This window comes from Pseudomonas sp. Fl5BN2, from assembly GCF_009908205.1.
Taxonomy (GTDB): domain Bacteria; phylum Pseudomonadota; class Gammaproteobacteria; order Pseudomonadales; family Pseudomonadaceae; genus Aquipseudomonas.
The window spans coordinates 14841-31133 of record NZ_JAAARL010000026.1 but is presented as its reverse complement, the minus strand read 5'-3'; the positions used below and the strand labels follow the sequence as shown (position 1 = coordinate 31133).

The 16293-nt window shown below is 60.3% G+C and carries 15 protein-coding genes; 5 read left to right on the top strand and 10 right to left on the bottom strand.

The window, feature by feature from the left end; all coding sequences use genetic code 11:
• Nucleotides 1–53: 53 nt before the first annotated feature.
• The 9 genes from panC to dksA all read right to left on the bottom strand — a co-directional run bounded on the left by panC (nucleotide 54) and on the right by dksA (nucleotide 10860).
• Entirely contained in the window at nucleotides 54–914 is an 861-nt protein-coding gene (gene panC, locus GV819_RS27960; protein ID WP_161759270.1) for a pantoate--beta-alanine ligase, read from the bottom strand.
• A complete protein-coding gene (gene panB, locus GV819_RS27955; protein WP_161759269.1) occupies nucleotides 911–1711 on the bottom strand; it encodes a 3-methyl-2-oxobutanoate hydroxymethyltransferase in 801 nt (266 codons plus the stop codon). The genes panC and panB overlap by 4 nt, the downstream gene beginning before the upstream one ends.
• A gap of 394 nt (nucleotides 1712–2105) precedes the next feature.
• Nucleotides 2106–2585: a 2-amino-4-hydroxy-6-hydroxymethyldihydropteridine diphosphokinase gene (folK, locus tag GV819_RS27950; RefSeq protein ID WP_161759268.1), complete on the bottom strand. Its 480-nt coding sequence runs from the start codon at nucleotides 2583–2585 to the stop codon at nucleotides 2106–2108.
• A gap of 3 nt (nucleotides 2586–2588) precedes the next feature.
• Nucleotides 2589–3986 (bottom strand): polynucleotide adenylyltransferase PcnB, encoded by a 1398-nt coding sequence (locus GV819_RS27945; protein ID WP_178125036.1) that lies wholly within the window; start codon nucleotides 3984–3986, stop codon nucleotides 2589–2591.
• A gap of 745 nt (nucleotides 3987–4731) precedes the next feature.
• Nucleotides 4732–6153 carry a sigma-54-dependent transcriptional regulator gene (locus GV819_RS27940; RefSeq protein WP_161759266.1) on the bottom strand — a complete coding sequence of 474 codons (1422 nt, stop codon included), beginning with the start codon at nucleotides 6151–6153 and terminating at the stop codon, nucleotides 4732–4734.
• A gap of 22 nt (nucleotides 6154–6175) precedes the next feature.
• Nucleotides 6176–9130 (bottom strand): sensor histidine kinase, encoded by a 2955-nt coding sequence (locus GV819_RS27935; RefSeq protein ID WP_178125035.1) that lies wholly within the window; start codon nucleotides 9128–9130, stop codon nucleotides 6176–6178.
• Nucleotides 9114–9290, bottom strand: coding sequence for a hypothetical protein (locus GV819_RS27930; RefSeq protein WP_003176118.1), 177 nt, complete (start codon nucleotides 9288–9290; stop codon nucleotides 9114–9116). The genes GV819_RS27935 and GV819_RS27930 overlap by 17 nt, the downstream gene beginning before the upstream one ends.
• Nucleotides 9291–9367: 77 nt before the next feature.
• A complete protein-coding gene (gluQRS, locus tag GV819_RS27925) occupies nucleotides 9368–10252 on the bottom strand; it encodes a tRNA glutamyl-Q(34) synthetase GluQRS (protein WP_368668951.1) in 885 nt (294 codons plus the stop codon).
• Nucleotides 10253–10419: 167 nt separating this feature from the next.
• Complete coding sequence (gene dksA, locus GV819_RS27920; RefSeq protein ID WP_011063504.1) at nucleotides 10420–10860, bottom strand: RNA polymerase-binding protein DksA; 441 nt, start codon at nucleotides 10858–10860, stop codon at nucleotides 10420–10422.
• 337 nt (nucleotides 10861–11197) lie between these two features.
• Here dksA and GV819_RS27915 point away from each other — a divergent pair, with 337 nt between their 5' ends.
• Together GV819_RS27915 and sfsA are read left to right on the top strand one after the other, a co-directional pair.
• Nucleotides 11198–12370 (top strand): pyridoxal phosphate-dependent aminotransferase, encoded by a 1173-nt coding sequence (locus GV819_RS27915; protein WP_161759263.1) that lies wholly within the window; start codon nucleotides 11198–11200, stop codon nucleotides 12368–12370.
• A complete protein-coding gene (gene sfsA / locus GV819_RS27910) occupies nucleotides 12370–13083 on the top strand; it encodes a DNA/RNA nuclease SfsA (RefSeq protein ID WP_161759262.1) in 714 nt (237 codons plus the stop codon). The genes GV819_RS27915 and sfsA overlap by 1 nt, the downstream gene beginning before the upstream one ends.
• On the opposite strand, the gene GV819_RS27905 is transcribed toward sfsA, so the two are convergent.
• Nucleotides 13080–13397, bottom strand: coding sequence for a Rieske (2Fe-2S) protein (locus GV819_RS27905; RefSeq protein WP_161759261.1), 318 nt, complete (start codon nucleotides 13395–13397; stop codon nucleotides 13080–13082). The two genes, sfsA and GV819_RS27905, sit on opposite strands and share 4 nt — an antisense overlap.
• 216 nt (nucleotides 13398–13613) lie before the next feature.
• Between GV819_RS27905 and GV819_RS27900 the strand changes: the two genes are divergently transcribed.
• From GV819_RS27900 to GV819_RS27890, 3 genes are read left to right on the top strand one after another with little or no spacing between them, the layout of a single operon-like run.
• Nucleotides 13614–14489 carry a heme/hemin ABC transporter substrate-binding protein gene (locus GV819_RS27900; protein WP_161759260.1) on the top strand — a complete coding sequence of 292 codons (876 nt, stop codon included), beginning with the start codon at nucleotides 13614–13616 and terminating at the stop codon, nucleotides 14487–14489.
• A gap of 50 nt (nucleotides 14490–14539) precedes the next feature.
• Nucleotides 14540–15523 carry a FecCD family ABC transporter permease gene (locus GV819_RS27895; RefSeq protein WP_178125042.1) on the top strand — a complete coding sequence of 328 codons (984 nt, stop codon included), beginning with the start codon at nucleotides 14540–14542 and terminating at the stop codon, nucleotides 15521–15523.
• The gene (locus tag GV819_RS27890) at nucleotides 15523–16290 is read left to right on the top strand and encodes a heme ABC transporter ATP-binding protein (RefSeq protein ID WP_161759258.1); all 768 of its coding nucleotides are present in this window, start codon (nucleotides 15523–15525) and stop codon (nucleotides 16288–16290) included. Before GV819_RS27895 ends, GV819_RS27890 begins: the two co-directional genes overlap by 1 nt.
• Nucleotides 16291–16293: the final 3 nt, after the last annotated feature.

Genomic DNA, 16293 nt, shown 5'->3' with positions numbered 1-16293 from the left:
GGCCCCAGCCGGCGGCAGTTTGCCCGAAGGTTTGAGTTCGGGCAATCAGGCGTTTATGCCGGTGTGTCGAGGTTCAGATGCAGGTTGTCGATCAGCCGTGTCACACCCAGATACGCCGCCACCAGAATCACCAGGTCGCGGTCTTCGGCAGTGGCTGGACGCAGGTTCTGTGCCTGGCGGATTTCCAGGTAGTCACCACGCAGACCAGCCGCTTCGAGCAGCTGTTGATGCTCGGCCAGCAGCTTCGCATAGTCGCGCTCGCCACCCTTGATGGCCTGAGCTATCTGGCTCAGGCTGCGGTACAGCACCGGCGCAATGGCACGCTGCTCTTCACTCAGGTAACCATTGCGTGAGGACAGGGCCAGGCCGTCGGCAGCTCGCACCGTGGGCTCGCCGATGATCTGGACTGGCATGTTCAGGTCATGCACCAGGGCACGGATGACGGCCAGTTGTTGATAGTCCTTCTGGCCGAATACCGCCAGATCGGGCTGGACCATGTTGAACAGCTTGCTGACCACCGTGGCCACACCTTCGAAATGCCCGGGCCGACTGGCACCGCACAGGCCTTCGGACAGTTGTGGAACGCTGACCCGGGTCTGCCCGGCCATGCCGTCGGGGTACATTTCTTCGACGCCGGGAGCGAACAGCAACTGGCAGCCGGCCTGGAGCAGTTTTTCCTGGTCGGCGGCGAGGGTGCGAGGGTACTTGTCCAGATCCTCCCCTGCACCGAACTGCAGCGGGTTGACGAAGATACTGGCGACCACGAAGTCCACTCGTTGGGCCGCTTTGGCCACTAGGGCCGCGTGACCGCTGTGCAAGTTGCCCATGGTGGGCACGAAGCCGATGCGCTTGCCTTCGCTGCGGGCGCGAGCGACCGCAGCGCGCAATTCGCGCACGGTTTTAACTGTATTCATGCAGAAAACCCGTGTTCGACGCCAGGGAAGGTAACGGCTTTGACTTCTTGAACATAAGCGCTCAATGCGGCCTGGATGCTGTCTTTACCGGCCATGAAGTTTTTCACGAACTTGGGCGAGCGACCGCTGAGAGACAGCCCCAGCATGTCGTGGATCACCAGGACCTGGCCGTCGGTAGCGCTGCCGGCACCTATACCGATCACCGGGATCTTCACCGCTTGAGTGATTTCGGTCGCCAGCTCGCTGGGCACGCATTCCAGCAGCAGCATTGCCGCGCCGGCCTGTTCCAGGGCGATGGCATCGGCGCGCATCTGCCGTGCCTGGCTTTCGTTGCGCCCCTGGACTTTATAGCCGCCCAGTACATTCACCGTCTGCGGGGTCAGCCCCATGTGCACGCAGACAGGAACGCCACGTTCGTTCAACAGGCGAACCGACTCGGCCAGCCAGGCTGCGCCTTCGATCTTGACCATGTGCGCACCAGCCTGCATCAGCTGGGCTGAGCTGCTCAGCGCCTGCTCGGGGGTGGCGTAGGACATGAAGGACAGGTCAGCAACGATCATTGCGCCGTTGTTGCCGCGTTTCACCGCAGCGACGTGGTAGGCCATATCGGCAGTGCTGACGGGCAGTGTGCTGTCGTGCCCTTGCAAGACCATGCCGAGGGAGTCGCCTACCAGCAGAACGTCGACGCCGGCTTCGCAGCAGGTGTGGGCGAAGGTCGCGTCATAGCAGGTCAGCATGGCGATTTTCTCGCCTTTGTGCTTGAGGTTTTGCAGGGTGGTCAGAGTGATGTCTGGCATAAAAAGGGGTCCTCATTTCAGGCGCTTTGGAAACTACTGCGAGTAACGCGCGTGATTCTTCGTTATTCAGGCGCACGGTCTTTTGTCGTGCTTATACAGCCTGGTTCCAAGCGATATGAAGGCGGTGCCGGGACTCGCGCTTACGGCGCAGTGCGTATCATCCTGTGCTCAGTCCAGCTGTTTGGCTACGGGTGCCACCGCTGCGTGACAGCTGATTCTGCCTGGCCTTTCCTGTGTTTTCCGCAAACAGACCTTGCTTGAATTGCGCCCTTTAACGCCGTGATGGCGGCAGCGGGACGCCTATAGTCGTGATGAGAACTCGGGAAGTCAATTAGATGTGTTACCGCATTGTTACGCTGCGAGTGTTACCGCCGTTACTGATGCGTTTCAGCGGTCAGGGTAGGCGTTCCAGCCCGACAAATGGACAGGCGGCGAGCAGCTCTTGCAGGGTACGTCCATCGGCCAGTTGCAGCTCGGCAGGAGCCAATTCCGCCAGCGGATAGAGGACAAAGGGACGGGCCTGCATGTGGTAGTGGGGCACCTTGAGGCGCGGCTCGTCGATCAGCCGATCACCGAACAGGAGGATGTCCAAGTCCAGTGTGCGCGGCCCCCAGCGCTCATTGCGTTCGCGGCCTTGCTGGTTTTCGATGGCTTGCAACGCATCGAGCAGCACTAGCGGTTGCAGGTCGCTGTCCAGTGCCGCCACGGCGTTGGTATAACGCGGCTGGCCGGGAAGCAGAGAGTCGCTTTGATAGAACCCCGACACGCTCAGCAGCTGGCTGGCGGGCAACTGCGCCAGTGCCTCGATGGCACTGCGCAGTTGCTCTTCAGGGGCGGCCAGGTTGCTACCCATGCCGATGTAGATGCGCGCCATCAATCATTCGCCTGATGCGTTGGAGCTGCCGGCCCGCTTGCGTTTGGCGCCACTGCTGCGCCGACGCTTGCGGGGCGCACCACTGGCGTCTTCCTTGCCACTCAGGTCTCGGATCATGTCACGGCGTTCGGCATCGTTGGCGTCCTGGTAGTCGGTCCACCATTCACCCAGGCCATCGGTCTGCTCGCCGGCGCTTTCACGCAGTAACAGGAAGTCGTAACCAGCACGGAAGCGTGGATTGTCCAGCAACTGGTCGGCCCGCTTGCCGCTGCGCCGTGGCAGGCGCTCCTGCATATCCCAGATCTCGCGGATCGGCATGGTGAAGCGCTTTGGAATCGCGATGCGCTGGCACTGTTCGGCGATCAGCTCGTGCGCAGCTTCCTGCATGGCCGGAATCGGCGGCATGCCACGGTCCTGCAGGCGCAGTACCCGAGCCGGCAGGGCTGGCCAGAGCAGGGCGGCGAAGAGGAAGGCCGGGGTTACTGGCTTGTTCTGCTTGATCCGCAAGTCGGTGTTGATCAAGGCTTCGCTGATCAGCGTATGGGTGTAGGTCGGGTTGCATTCCAATGCTTCGGCGCTGGCCGGGAACAGAGGATCGAACAACTGCAGGTCCACCAGCATTTCGAAGGTGTCGGCGGCGTACCCGGAGAGGAACAGCTTGAGCACTTCTTCGAACAGGCGTGCCGAAGGGATCTCCCGCAGCATTGGTGCCAGTTCGCGGATCGGCATCGCGGTATGTTTCTCGATACCGAAATTCAGCTTTGCCGCGAAGCGCACCGCCCGCAGCATCCGCACCGGGTCTTCCTGGTAGCGCTGCCGAGGGTCGCCGATCAAGCGGATCAGGTTGTTGCGAATGTCGTGTACGCCGTTGGCGTAATCGAGGATGCGTTCGCTGACCGGATCGTAGTACAGGGCATTGATGGTGAAGTCACGGCGTTGCGCGTCTTCTTCCAGGGTGCCGTAGACATTGTCCCGCAGGATCCGCCCGCTTTCGTTGCGTGAGGATTGGTTGCTGTCCTCCTCGACTTCGTTTTGCGGGTGGTTGGCGCGGAAAGTCGCGACTTCGATGATTTCGCGACCGAAGTGGATATGCACCAGTTTGAAACGACGACCAATGATCCGTGCGTTACGAAACTCGGCCTTGACCTGCTCTGGCGTGGCACTGGTCGCGACGTCAAAATCCTTGGGGGTGATATTGAGCAGCATGTCGCGCACGCAGCCGCCCACCAGGTAAGCCTGGTAGCCGGCGTTCTGCAGGCGCTCGACGATATTCACCGCATACCGACTGAACTGGGCACGTTGCAGCGAGTGTTGGCTGCTGTTGAGCACTTCAGGCGTGCTGCGTTTGTGTTGCGTACGACGCAAGGGAGAACGGAATGACTGGAACAGCTTCTTCAGCATGGGATGCACTGTTTGAAGGAATGTTCGGCCAAAACAGAAGAATGACCGCATGATGGGCGGGGATTCTAGCATTTAGTCGAAGGATGGTGTAGGAAGCTGCCGCGACTTGTGCAGTCGGGCGCAAAGCAGCGGTCTAGTGGGGCTGGGATGAGGTATTGGGCTAAAAAAGCTGAATTCCAGAAACCACAAGGGGAGCCGAAGCTCCCCCAGAATAGTTGCGTGCTCTATTTTTATTATTGGTTTCGGGCTTCTTGTTTTTGTTAAACGCCCTTGTCACCTGATTTACTCAGAGTGACCCTCCCAATCGGGAGCCAAGAGCAAACGGATTGCTTTGATCGCTGTGTTGCAATGACCTTTCGATCCAACCAGTTCAGGCTCTGCCTTAGGGCAGTTTTTGTTGTTCTCGGCCTGGTTGTGGGGCATGCCCCAAATACAACGCCTCTCCAAAAGAATCAGTTAGCTGCGCCTCCGCCGTGTTGTTTTTATTATGCGTGAGTCGATTCGTCTTATTTTTATTGTCTTGTGCATTGCTTGTTATTGTTCTTGTACTAAGCATATAGCAGGTGTCGTGCCAACTTTTGCGATCTCCAATGAAACAAGGGGTTAGGCGCGTTGTCGGGTGTTTTTCGAGCCCAAAAAAACCGGGGCTTCGTTACCTTTAGCCCCGGTTCTTGTTACGTGCAATTACACAGGTAACAGTTTTTTCACAAACGCGAGTGTTACCCGCATTTTTGTCAGCAATGGTTCAGCTTTCGCTGGCTACTCCGCTTTTGCGCCGAGGGATGCCCAGGCGTTGGCGTCGCTCCCAGAGGCATTTGCGGCTGACCCCCAGTTTGCGTGCCAGCTCGGTCTCGGTCATGTGGTCCTGGTGTTCGAGGACGAAGTGTTGGAAGTAGTCCTCCAGTGACAGGTCTTCGGTCGGTTCATGGCTGGTGTTACCCGACTGTGGCGCCAGGCTGACGAAGTCGTCGTCCTCCAGGTCGCTCAATTCGATATCGATGCCCAGCAGGTCGGCGGAGATTTCCGGGCTTTCGCACAAAATCACCGCACGCTCGACAGCGTTCTCCAGCTCACGCACGTTCCCTGGCCAGGAATAATGGCGGATGGCTTGCTCAGCATCAGCAGCGAACTGCAGGTCCGTGCGACCGATGCGTGCACTCTGGCGCGCGAGAAATGCATGGGCAATTTCATTCACGTCGGCGCCACGCTCGCGCAGGGCGGGTAGTTTCAGGGCAATCACGTGCAGACGGTAATACAAGTCTTCACGGAACTGCCCGATCTTCGACAGGCTCTTCAGGTCGCGGTGAGTCGCGGCGATCAGGCGCACATCGACTTTCTGCGACTGTACTGAACCCACGCGGCGAATCTCGCCTTCCTGCAGGACCCGCAGCAGTCGTGCCTGGGCCTCCAGTGGTAGTTCGCCGATCTCGTCAAGAAACAGTGTGCCACCGTCCGCTGCCTCCACCAGGCCGGCACGACCGGCACTGGCACCGGTGAACGCGCCTTTCTCGTGGCCGAACAATTCGGACTCGATCAGGGTTTCCGGAATCGCCGCGCAGTTCACTGAGATCATCGGTGCCTTGGCGCGTTTGGAAAGGTTATGCAGTGCCCGAGCGACCAGTTCCTTACCGGTACCGGACTCGCCTTGGATCAGGACATTGGAGTCAGTCGGCGCGACCTTGCGGATCTTGCTGTACAGATCCTGCATGGGAGGGCAGGAACCAATGATGCCGATTTCGCCGTTGCTGTTGCCAGGCTTGTCGGCAGTCGTACCAGCCTTGCTCGACGGACGCTCTGTCGGGGCGTTTTCGGCGCTTTGGCGGTCCCGGAGGATTCGCGCTACAGCCTGGAGCATTTCATCGTGGTCGAAAGGTTTGGCGATGTAGTCCACCGCGCCCATCTTCATCGAATCCACGGCTGAGCGTAGGCTGGCGTAGCTGGTCATGATCAAAACCGGAGTGCCTTGCCCCAGCTTGATCAGCTCGGTGCCCGGGGCGCCTGGCAGGCGCAGGTCACTGACGATCAGGTCGAACGTGGGGATGCTGAAGCGCTCCTGGGCTTCCTGCACTGAGCCGGCTTCGCTGACCTGATATTGGTTGCGTTCGAGCAGGCGGCGCAGGGCCGAGCGGATAATGGTTTCGTCTTCGACGATCAGAATATGCGGCATTGATTCAATTCTCTCGACGGTCTCAGTTCACAGCGGACGTCGCTTCGACATGACGCGGTAAAGTCACCCGAATACGGGTGCCGCGTTGGCTTTGAGGATCGGCCGGGCTGTCGATGGTGATTTGTCCATAATGCTCTTCAACGATGGAATAGACCAGTGCAAGGCCCAGACCGGTGCCTTCTCCAGGGTCTTTGGTGGTGAAGAAAGGTTCGAACAATCGGTCCATGATGTTCTTCGGAATACCACTGCCTTCATCTTCCACGATCAGGTCGACCGTGTGCTCGAAAGCCTCGCTCTTGACACGTACCGCGCTGCCGGGAGGAGAGGCATCGCGCGCGTTGGACAAGAGGTTGATCAGTACCTGGGCAAGCCGTTGCGGATCACCGTCGACCCAATGCTCGGGATCGCACAAATTGAAGAACTGCACTTCGAAATTGCGCCGGTTCAACGCCAGCAGGCCGATGGCGTCCTGGGCAACTTCGGCCAGGCACACCGCTTCGTCGTTGTGTTGATGGCTACCGGCGTGGGCAAAGCTCATCAGCGATTGGACGATGCGCGAGATGCGCTTGGTCTGTTCGAGGATCTGCTCGCTGATTTCCGTCAGCTCGCCGTCTTCCTCGCGTTCTTCTCGCAGGTTCTGCGCCAGGCAGGCTATGCCGGTGATCGGGTTGCCGATTTCGTGGGCCACTCCGGCAGCCAGGCGGCCGATGCTGGCTAGGCGTTCGGAATGCACCAGCTTGTCTTCCAGGGTTTGAGTCTCGGTCAAGTCTTCCACCAGCACGACCAGGCCGCTGTTGCCTGGGGCCAATGGTTCGTCAATGGCAGCCTTGTGCAGGTTCAGCCAGCGAGTCTGGCCATCGAGGGCCAGGTGCTGCTTGTGCAAGTGTTCGTCCGGTAGATTGGTAAAGCCCAGTAACAGATCTTTCCAGGGGTTGGCGATGGTACTCAGGCGTGAACCCACCACGTGCTGGGCAGGTATTCCGGTGAGCTCCTCCATGGCTTTGTTCCACATGAGGATCTCTTGGTCCTTGGCCAGGGAGCAGACGCCCATCGGCAATTCCTGCAGGGTTTGCCGGTGGTAGCGGCGCAAGGCATCAAGCTCGGCTGCCAGGCCGGTCAGGCGCGAGTGGTAGTCCTCTAGCCGGCTTTCGATGAAGTGGATGTCCTCGGTGACGTAATTTTCTCCACCGGCCTTGTAAGGCAGGAAGGTTTCCACCATGTCTTGGGCGACACTTGGCCCCATCAGGCCGGACAGGTTGGCCTCGATCCGATCACGTAGGCGCCGCAGTGCATAGGGCCGGCGTTCGTCGAAGGGTAGATACAGGTCACGCAGGGCCTGTTCCACTTCCTTTTGTGCTGCCTTGGCCCCCAGGGGTTTGGCCAACTGAGTCGCGAACTCCTGGGGCGAGGCTGCGTGCAGTTCCCGGCGTTGCGGGCGCCGTACGTTATCCACTGCGCAGGCTTCGGCCGCGCTGGCCTCTTCGCTACTGGCGTTGGTAAATAGTGAGATCAGCGTGAACATCAGCACGTTAGCCGCCAACGAGGCGATTGCCGCCATATGCCAACTGGTGTCGTCGAGAACGTAGATCATGTTCAGCAGTGGGATATAGAACCCCTGCAGATTGCCGATCAGCGGCAGCAGCATGGTCACCAGCCAGACCAGGATCCCAGCCAGCAGCCCGGCGATGAAGCCGCGGCGGTTAGCGGTTGGCCAATACAATACCGACAGCACGCCAGGGAGGAATTGCAGGGTGGCGACGAAAGCCACAATTCCCAGGTTGGCCAGGTCCTGTTCTGCCCCCAGCAGCAGGTAGAAGGCGTAGCCGGCCATGATGATGGCGACAATCAGGGCACGGCGGGTCCACTTCAGCCAGCGATAGATGTTGCCTTCCGCCGGTGGTTGGTAAAGCGGCAGTACCAGATGGTTCAGGGCCATCCCCGACAGGGCCAGGGTGGTAACGATGATCAGGCCACTGGCGGCGGACAGGCCGCCAACATAGGCCAATAGCGCCAGGGCCCGGCTGTTGGCGGCAATGCCGATGCCCAGAGTGAAGTATTCCGGGTTGGTGGTGGCGCCGAGCTTGAGGCCGGCCCAGAGAATCAGCGGCACTGCCAGGCTCATCAGCAACAGGAACAGTGGCAATCCCCAACTGGCACTAACCAGAGCGCGGGGGTTGAGGTTCTCGGTAAACGTCATGTGGTACATGTGCGGCATGACGATGGCTGAGGCGAAGAACACCAACAGCAGGGTGCGCCACGGGCCTTCCTGCAATGGAGTGTGCAGTGCAGCAAGGGCGGTCTGGTTCTGCAGCAGCCAGAGCTCCAGTTGTTGCGGGCCATCGAACACTCCGTACAGCGCGTACAGACCAACACCGCCGATGGCGATCAGCTTGATCACCGACTCGAAGGCAATGGCGAACACCAGCCCCTCATGTTTCTCCCGGGTGGCGATGTGCCGCGAGCCAAAGAAAATCGTGAACAGGGTAATCAGCGCGCAAAAGCTCAGCGCCACCCGATGTTGCACCGGCTCATGGGTCAGGATGCCAATGGAGTCGGCCACCGCCTGGATCTGCAGGGCCAGCAGGGGCAGCACCCCCACCAGCATGAAGATGGTGGTCAGGGCCCCAGCCCAGGTGCTGCGAAAGCGAAAGGCGAACAGATCTGCCAGGGATGACAGCTGGTAGGTACGGGTGATTTTCAGAATCGGATACAGCAGCACCGGTGCCAGCAGGAAGGCCCCGGACACCCCCAGGTAGCTGGAGAGAAACCCGTAGCCGTATTGATAGGCCAGGCCCACCGTGCCGTAGAACGCCCAGGCGCTGGCATAGACCCCCAGCGACAGGGTGTAGGTCAGCGGGTGGCGAATGATCGAGCGCGGAATCATCCCGCGCTCACTGATCCAGGCCACCCCGAACAGCACCAGCAAATAGGCGGCGCTGATCAGGATCATCTGGGTCAGGCTAAAGCTCATCGGCATCTTTTTGGCTCTGCAGGATGAAGGTCACGACGATCAGAATCAGCCAGAGCAGATACGGGCGATACCAGGCGCCAGTAGCATCGATCCACCAATCCATGATGGCGGGGGAGAACAGATAGATCCCCACTACCAGGAGCAGGACCAAGCGATAGATGTACATCTCGGCCTCTCTTTATTGTGTGCGTGCCCGAAAACGTGCGGCGATGGTAACGGATGGGCGCCAAGCTGCAAGGGGCGTCAGCTTAATTGCGCTTCTGCCACGCTCAGTGTGCGAGGAATCAGGGCGACATCCCAGTGGGCAATACCCCAGGCAATGATCTCTGCCACGCTGGCATCATTGAGCTCGGTCGCCGGCTCCTGGCCCAATGCACGTAACGCGCGCAGCAACAAGGGCGGAGCCTGATCCTCGGTCAATGGTGGCGACCTGTAGGACTTGCCTAGTTTGTGGCCGTCTGGCTGGGTGATCAGCGGAACATGTAGGTAGCGAGGCTGGGTCAGTCCGAGTAGCTCTTGCAGGTACAGCTGACGCGGTGTGGAGTCCAGCAGGTCGGCGCCACGAACGATATCGGTGATGCCCTGCCAGGCGTCGTCGAGCACCACGGCCAATTGATAAGCGTAGAGGCCGTCACGACGACGGATCACGAAGTCCCCGACTTCGCGGCCCAGGTGCTGGCGATATTCACCCTGGACCCGGTCGACGAAGCGGTACTCAAGCTCTGGTACCCGCAGGCGGATCGCCGCGTCTGCCTGGGCATGGCCGAGGTTGCGGCACAGCCCCGGGTAAATGCCGTGGTAAGGCTCCAGCTGTTTGCGCGAGCAGGTGCAGGCATAGGCCAGGCCCTGGTTGAACAGGCGATTGAGTACCTCGGCATAGGCGTCGTGGCGGTCGCTCTGAAGGATCATTTCGCCGTCCCATTCAAAGCCGTAGCTTTCCAGGGCCTTGAGAATCGCCGTTTGGGCGCCGGGCTCTTCCCGGGGCGGGTCGAGGTCTTCCATGCGCAATAGCCAGCGGCCGCCAACGGCGCGTGCATCAAGGTAAGAGGCGAGGGCAGCAACCAGCGAGCCGAAGTGCAGGTAGCCACTGGGAGTAGGGGCGAAGCGCCCGATGTACGAAGAGGGTATGGAGGCAGTCATAGAGCGAATGTTACTTCGTCTGGCCCCAAGGTGACGAGGCGCTCAAGAGGGTCATCATTACGAGCAAATTCTTGCCTGCTGAGGGAGGCAAAGAGGGAGTCGCAGAAACAAAAAACGGAGCGTTGTTACGCTCCGTTTCAGGTTCAAGCCGGCGATTACTTGCCGACCTGTTTTTCCTTGATTTCTGCCAGGGTCTTGCAGTCGACACACATATCGGCGGTTGGACGGGCTTCCAGGCGGCGGATGCCGATCTCGACGCCACAGGACTCACACCAGCCGTACTCTTCGTCTTCAATCAATTGCAGGGTCTTGTCGATCTTCTTGATCAATTTGCGCTCACGATCGCGGGCACGCAGTTCAAGGCTGAACTCTTCTTCCTGGCTGGCACGGTCAGCCGGGTCAGGGAAGTTGGCTGCTTCGTCTTTCATGTGATCAACAGTGCGGTCGACTTCCTGCATCAAGTCCTGTTTCCACTTGTTCAGGATCTTGGTGAAGTGCTCGCGCATGGGCTTGCCCATGTACTCTTCGCCCGCAGTTTCAACATAAGGTTCAAAACCGCTGATCGATTGAATCTGTTGCTTTGCTTGGGTGGGCATGAATGGACCGCCTCTACTCTTGTAATCCATTGCGCAGGATTGCTCCATCTCCGACACTTGCCGGCCCTGCGGCTGCAAGCGGGCGAACTTACCAGATCAAACCAGAGCGCGCTACTCCCGGTTGTCGAGCCTATGTCCTGCATAGCCTGTAGCAACGGGGAAAGTCTGGTATGGCTTGTTGATCGGTCTGTTCAATCGTTGATTTTAGTCAAGTCTGCAAGTTCTGTTTGCGCCAATTGACGTAACGCAGCAGACCGCTTGGAAGGCGTTGGGTTCTCCCAGGCTTCATCGGATGGGTAGAATCGGACTTTTGCTCCCCTTGAATGAAGGAAGGCTAATGGCTCTGCCCTACAGTGCGCGCAGTCGCGCTATCGAACCTTTCCATGTCATGGCCCTGTTGGCCCGTGCCAATGAACTGCAAGCCGCCGGCCACGACGTGATTCACTTGGAGATCGGCGAGCCGGACTTCACCACCGCCGAGCCGATCATCCAGGCCGGGCAGGCCGCGCTGAGCGCAGGCAAGACCCGCTACACCCCGGCGCGTGGCATTCCTGAGCTCAGGGCGGCAATCTCGGGCTTCTACCAGCAGCGTTATGGTCTGGACATCGACCCCGAGCGGATCATGATCACTCCCGGTGGTTCCGGCGCGTTGCTGTTGACCAGCAGCCTGTTGGTAGACCCAGGCAAGCACTGGCTGCTGGCCGACCCGGGCTATCCGTGCAACCGGCACTTTCTGCGCCTGGTGGAAGGCGCGGCACAACTGGTGCCGGTGGGGCCGGATGTACGTTATCAACTGACCCCGGACCTGGTGGAGCGCTACTGGGACCAGGACAGCGTCGGGGCCTTGGTCGCCTCACCGGCGAACCCCACTGGCACTGTCCTCAGTCGCGATGAGCTGGCGGGGCTATCCGCTTCGATCAAGGCGCGTAATGGGCACCTGGTGGTGGATGAGATCTACCACGGCCTGACCTATGGCACCGACGCTGCCAGCGTACTGGAAGTCGATGACAGCGCTTTTGTCTTGAACAGTTTTTCCAAGTATTTCGGTATGACTGGCTGGCGCCTGGGCTGGTTGGTAGCACCGCCAGCGGCTGTGGGTGAGCTGGAGAAGCTGGCGCAGAATCTCTACATCAGTGCACCGAGCATGGCTCAGTACGCGGCCCTGGCCTGTTTTGAGGCGCAAACCATCAGTATCTTGGAGGAGCGCCGTGGCGAGTTCGGTCGCCGTCGGGATTTCCTGCTGCCCGCTTTGCGCGAGCTGGGTTTCAGTATCGCCGTTGAGCCTGAAGGGGCGTTCTACTTGTACGCCGATATCAGTGCCTTTGGTGGCGATGCCTTTGCTTTCTGCCGCCATTTCCTGGAAACCGAGCATGTGGCCTTCACCCCAGGCCTGGATTTTGGCCGCCATCAGGCCGGCCATCACGTGCGCTTTGCCTACACCCAGAACCTGGAGCGCCTGCAGGAAGCTGTGGCGCGTATCGCCCGTGGCCTGCAGAGCTGGCAAGGCTGATGCGTTTCGATCCGCCCCTAGAGGAAGGGCGCCTGCTGCGTCGTTACAAGCGCTTTCTGGCAGACATCGAAACGACTGCGGGTGAGCAGTTGACTATCCACTGTCCCAATACCGGTTCGATGTTCAATTGCATGGTCGAGGGCGGGCAGGTGTGGTTCAGCCGCTCCAATGATCCCAAGCGCAAGCTGCCGGGCACTTGGGAAGTCAGCGAGACGCCCCAAGGACGACTGGCCTGCGTCAATACCGGACGGGCCAACGGGCTGGTTGAGGAAGCGTTGCGTGCTGGCTTGATCAGTGAATTGAACGGGTTCACCGGGCTCAAGCGCGAGGTGCCTTATGGGCAGGAAAACAGCCGCATCGATTTTCGTCTGGATTACCCGGACGGTTCGGCCTACGTCGAAGTCAAAAGTGTCACCCTGGGTTTCGATGGCTCGTCAGTTGCGGCGTTTCCCGATGCCGTGACCCAACGTGGCGCCAAGCACCTGCGTGAGTTGGCGAGCCTGGCGCGCGAGGGGGTACGTGCGGTTCAGTTGTATTGCGTCAACCTCTCGGGGATAGATGCAGTACGCCCAGCAGAGGAAATCGACCCGGGTTATGCCGCCGCCCTGCGTGACGCGAAGGCGGCTGGTGTCGAGGTGCTGGCTTATGGTGTCTGTTTGACCGCCCAGGAGGTTTTTATCGACCGGCGCCTTGAGGTGCTGCTGAAGGGCTAGAGAGCGACCCAGATGCCCTGACTGTCTTCACGGCAGTCAACAGCCTCCAGGAACTGGCCGGCGCAAGGCCCGGCCACACACTCCCCACTCTCGATCAGAAACAGTGCGCCATGGGTGGCGCACTGGATCAGGCTGGCGCTGGGGTCGAGGAAATGATCGGGTTGCCACTCCAAAGCCACTCCCCGGTGCGGGCAGCGATTGGCGTAAACATAAGCTTGGCCCTCGCGGCGCACGGCAAAGAGTTTCAAGCCCTGAAGCTGGAAACCTCGGCTGCTGGCTTCGGCCAGATCGCTCCCGGCGCACAGAAATTTCATGTCTATCCTCATGATCCAAAGGCTCTGCGTCTGGGCTGTCACAGTTTTCCGTGGCTGCAGGATGAAACATGTCAGCGCTTGACGGTCAAATGAAAACAATTATCAAATGGCCGCCTCGCTCGTCATGGGGCGCCTGCTCATTTTGATGCCTGGACTGCTTGGTATGTCACATGGACAGCCGCTTCGCGGGCCCACTTCTATATAGGAAATGTTCTTATGCGCCTGAGTGCCAGCGCCATTGCGTTCTGTGCCGGATTGCTGGTGAGCCCATGGGCCGCCGCCGATGAGTTGCCACAGCGCTGGGTCAGTGCTGGTGGGGCCTTGTCGGAGTGGGTCGCAGCCATGGGCGCTGAGTCGAAACTGGTAGGCGTCGATACCACCAGCCAGTACCCGGAATCACTCAAGGCCTTGCCGAGTATCGGCTATCAGCGCCAGTTGTCGGCGGAGGGGATCTTGAGCCTGCGGCCGCAGATCCTGGTGGGAACCGAAGAAATGGGGCCGCCGCCAGTGCTTTCGCAGATTCGCAGCGCGGGGGTCAAGGTCGAGCTGTTTTCTGCCCATGCAGATCTGCCGACCCTGCAGCACACCTTGCAGCACTTGGGGCAGCTCCTGGGTCGTGAGGAGCAGGCCGGAAAACTGTTTGAGGAGTATCAGCAGCAACTCGAACAGCAGAAGACCTGGGTTTCCCAGGCTCAGGCGCAACAAGCCGCGCCCGGGGTACTGCTGTTGCTCGGACATGCCGGCGGCAAGCCACTGATTGCAGGCAAGGACACTGCGGCAGACTGGTTATTGCAGCAGGCTGGCGGGCGCAATCTGGCGACTCATACGGGTTACAAACCGTTTTCGGTGGAGTCCCTGGCGGGATTGAATCCAGATGTCCTGGTGTTCTCCGACCGCAGCCTGACCGGTGAAGCGGCCCGTGCCGCGCTGTTCAAGGAGAACCCGGTGCTGGCGGCCACGGTGGCGGCCAAAGCGGGGCGAATGGTCGAGCTTGATCCAACCTTGTTGGTGGGAGGCTTGGGCCCACGCTTGCCGGACAGCCTGAAACGCCTGTCGACAGCTTTCTATCCTTTGGCCAAGTCTGCCCAATGAGTCGTCTGGTCAAGCCTCGTACGTTGTTTCTCGGCCTGGGGACTGTGTGTCTGCTGGCCATCTGGTTGTCCCTGGCCTTGGGGCCGGTCAGCCTGCCGTTGTTCGATACTTTGCGCGCCGCCCTGCGGCTGCTCGGTTTACCCATAGACGGGCAGGGACTGGAGCAGGCGGAGTTGATCCTTGGGCAGATTCGCCTGCCGCGGACCCTGCTCGGTTTGGCCGTGGGGGGCGTGCTGGCCCTTTCTGGCGTGGCCATGCAGGGGCTGTTTCGCAACCCCCTGGCAGATCCGGGGCTGGTAGGTGTGTCCAGTGGTGCAGCGCTGGGCGCGGCCATCGCTATTGTCGGGGGCTCGATGTTTGGTGGCTTGCCGGAGGTCATCGGTCCCTACCTGCTCTCAATTTGTGCCTTTCTCGGTGGTTTGGGGGTGACGGCACTGGTCTATCGACTGGGGCGGCGCAATGGCCAGACTCATGTCGCGACCATGCTGTTGGCGGGGATCGCGTTGACCGCCCTGGCCAGTTCGGCGGTGGGTTTGTTCACCTACCTGGCGGATGACGCTACCTTGCGTACTTTGACCTTCTGGAACCTGGGCAGCCTGAACGGTGCCAGTTACCAGCGCCTGTGGCCGCTGTTGCTGGTGACGGTAGGCGTCGCGCTGTGGCTGCCGCGCCGCGCCAAGGCGTTGAATGCGCTGCTGCTGGGCGAGTCCGAGGCCAAGCACCTGGGCATCGATGTCGAAGGGCTCAAGCGCGAACTGGTGTTTTGTACTGCTCTGGGCGTTGGTGCCGCCGTCGCGGCAGCGGGGATGATCGGTTTTGTTGGCCTGGTGGTGCCGCATCTGGTGCGCCTGTTGTCTGGGCCGGATCATCGTACTTTGCTGCCAGCATCAATCCTGGCGGGAGCCAGCCTGTTGCTGTTGGCCGATCTGGTGGCGCGCCTGGCGCTGGCGCCGGCTGAACTGCCTATTGGTATTGTCACCGCTTTTATCGGCGCACCTTTCTTTTTGTACCTGTTGCTGCGAGGGCGCGCCTGATGTTGCAAGTAGAGAATCTGCACGTCCGGCGCGGCGGCAAAGAAGTGTTGGCAGGCATTGACCTGCAGTTGTTGCCAGGTGAAGTGCTGGGGGTATTGGGGCCCAATGGCGCGGGTAAAAGCAGCTTGCTCGGGGCCTTGAGTGGTGAGTTGGCGGCCCATCAGGGGCGGGTGTTGTTGGATCAGCAAGAACTGGCGCGGTGGGAGGGTGGACTGCGTGCGCAACGCCTGGCCGTACTGCCCCAGGCATCGAGCCTGGATTTTGCGTTCAGGGTCGAGGAAGTGGTGGGGCTGGGACGTTTGCCCCACCAGAGTGGCCGCGTGCGCGATGAGGAGATAGTCAGTGCCGCGCTTGAGGCGGCCGATGTCGCGCATCTTTGGGGGCGCAGTTACCTGGCGTTGTCCGGAGGCGAGCGACAGCGGGTGCATCTGGCGCGGGTCCTGGCCCAATTATGGCCCGGGCAGGCGGGGCAGAACTTGCTGCTCGACGAGCCTACTTCGGCCCTCGATCCATTGCATCAGCACATCACCTTGCAAGCCGTTCGAGCGTTCGCCGATCGCGGGGCGGGAGTGCTGGTCATTCTCCACGACCTGAATCTGGCGGCGCGTTACTGTGATCGTGTGCTGTTGCTTGAGGGGGGCCGACCTCATTCATTGGGGACTCCGGCCACGGTTCTGCGTCCTGAACCCTTGAAAGCCGTGTTCGGCCTGGAGGTTCTGGTGCAGGCGCACCCTGAGCGCGGGCACCCCTTGGTCATCGCCCGCTGAACT

Coding starts and splice junctions, on each gene's coding strand:
- GV819_RS27905 (WP_161759261.1), bottom strand. CDS start 13,397: ATGAAATTTCTGTGCGCCGGGAGCGATCTGGCCGAAGCCAGCAGCCGA.
- GV819_RS27935 (WP_178125035.1), bottom strand. CDS start 9,130: ATGCCGATGAGCTTTAGCCTGACCCAGATGATCCTGATCAGCGCCGCC.
- GV819_RS27900 (WP_161759260.1), top strand. CDS start 13,614: ATGCGCCTGAGTGCCAGCGCCATTGCGTTCTGTGCCGGATTGCTGGTG.
- GV819_RS27940 (WP_161759266.1), bottom strand. CDS start 6,153: ATGCCGCATATTCTGATCGTCGAAGACGAAACCATTATCCGCTCGGCC.
- GV819_RS27930 (WP_003176118.1), bottom strand. CDS start 9,290: ATGTACATCTATCGCTTGGTCCTGCTCCTGGTAGTGGGGATCTATCTG.
- sfsA (WP_161759262.1), top strand. CDS start 12,370: ATGCGTTTCGATCCGCCCCTAGAGGAAGGGCGCCTGCTGCGTCGTTAC.
- folK (WP_161759268.1), bottom strand. CDS start 2,585: ATGGCGCGCATCTACATCGGCATGGGTAGCAACCTGGCCGCCCCTGAA.
- panB (WP_161759269.1), bottom strand. CDS start 1,711: ATGCCAGACATCACTCTGACCACCCTGCAAAACCTCAAGCACAAAGGC.
- dksA (WP_011063504.1), bottom strand. CDS start 10,860: ATGCCCACCCAAGCAAAGCAACAGATTCAATCGATCAGCGGTTTTGAA.
- GV819_RS27890 (WP_161759258.1), top strand. CDS start 15,523: ATGTTGCAAGTAGAGAATCTGCACGTCCGGCGCGGCGGCAAAGAAGTG.
- panC (WP_161759270.1), bottom strand. CDS start 914: ATGAATACAGTTAAAACCGTGCGCGAATTGCGCGCTGCGGTCGCTCGC.
- GV819_RS27945 (WP_178125036.1), bottom strand. CDS start 3,986: ATGCTGAAGAAGCTGTTCCAGTCATTCCGTTCTCCCTTGCGTCGTACG.
- GV819_RS27915 (WP_161759263.1), top strand. CDS start 11,198: ATGGCTCTGCCCTACAGTGCGCGCAGTCGCGCTATCGAACCTTTCCAT.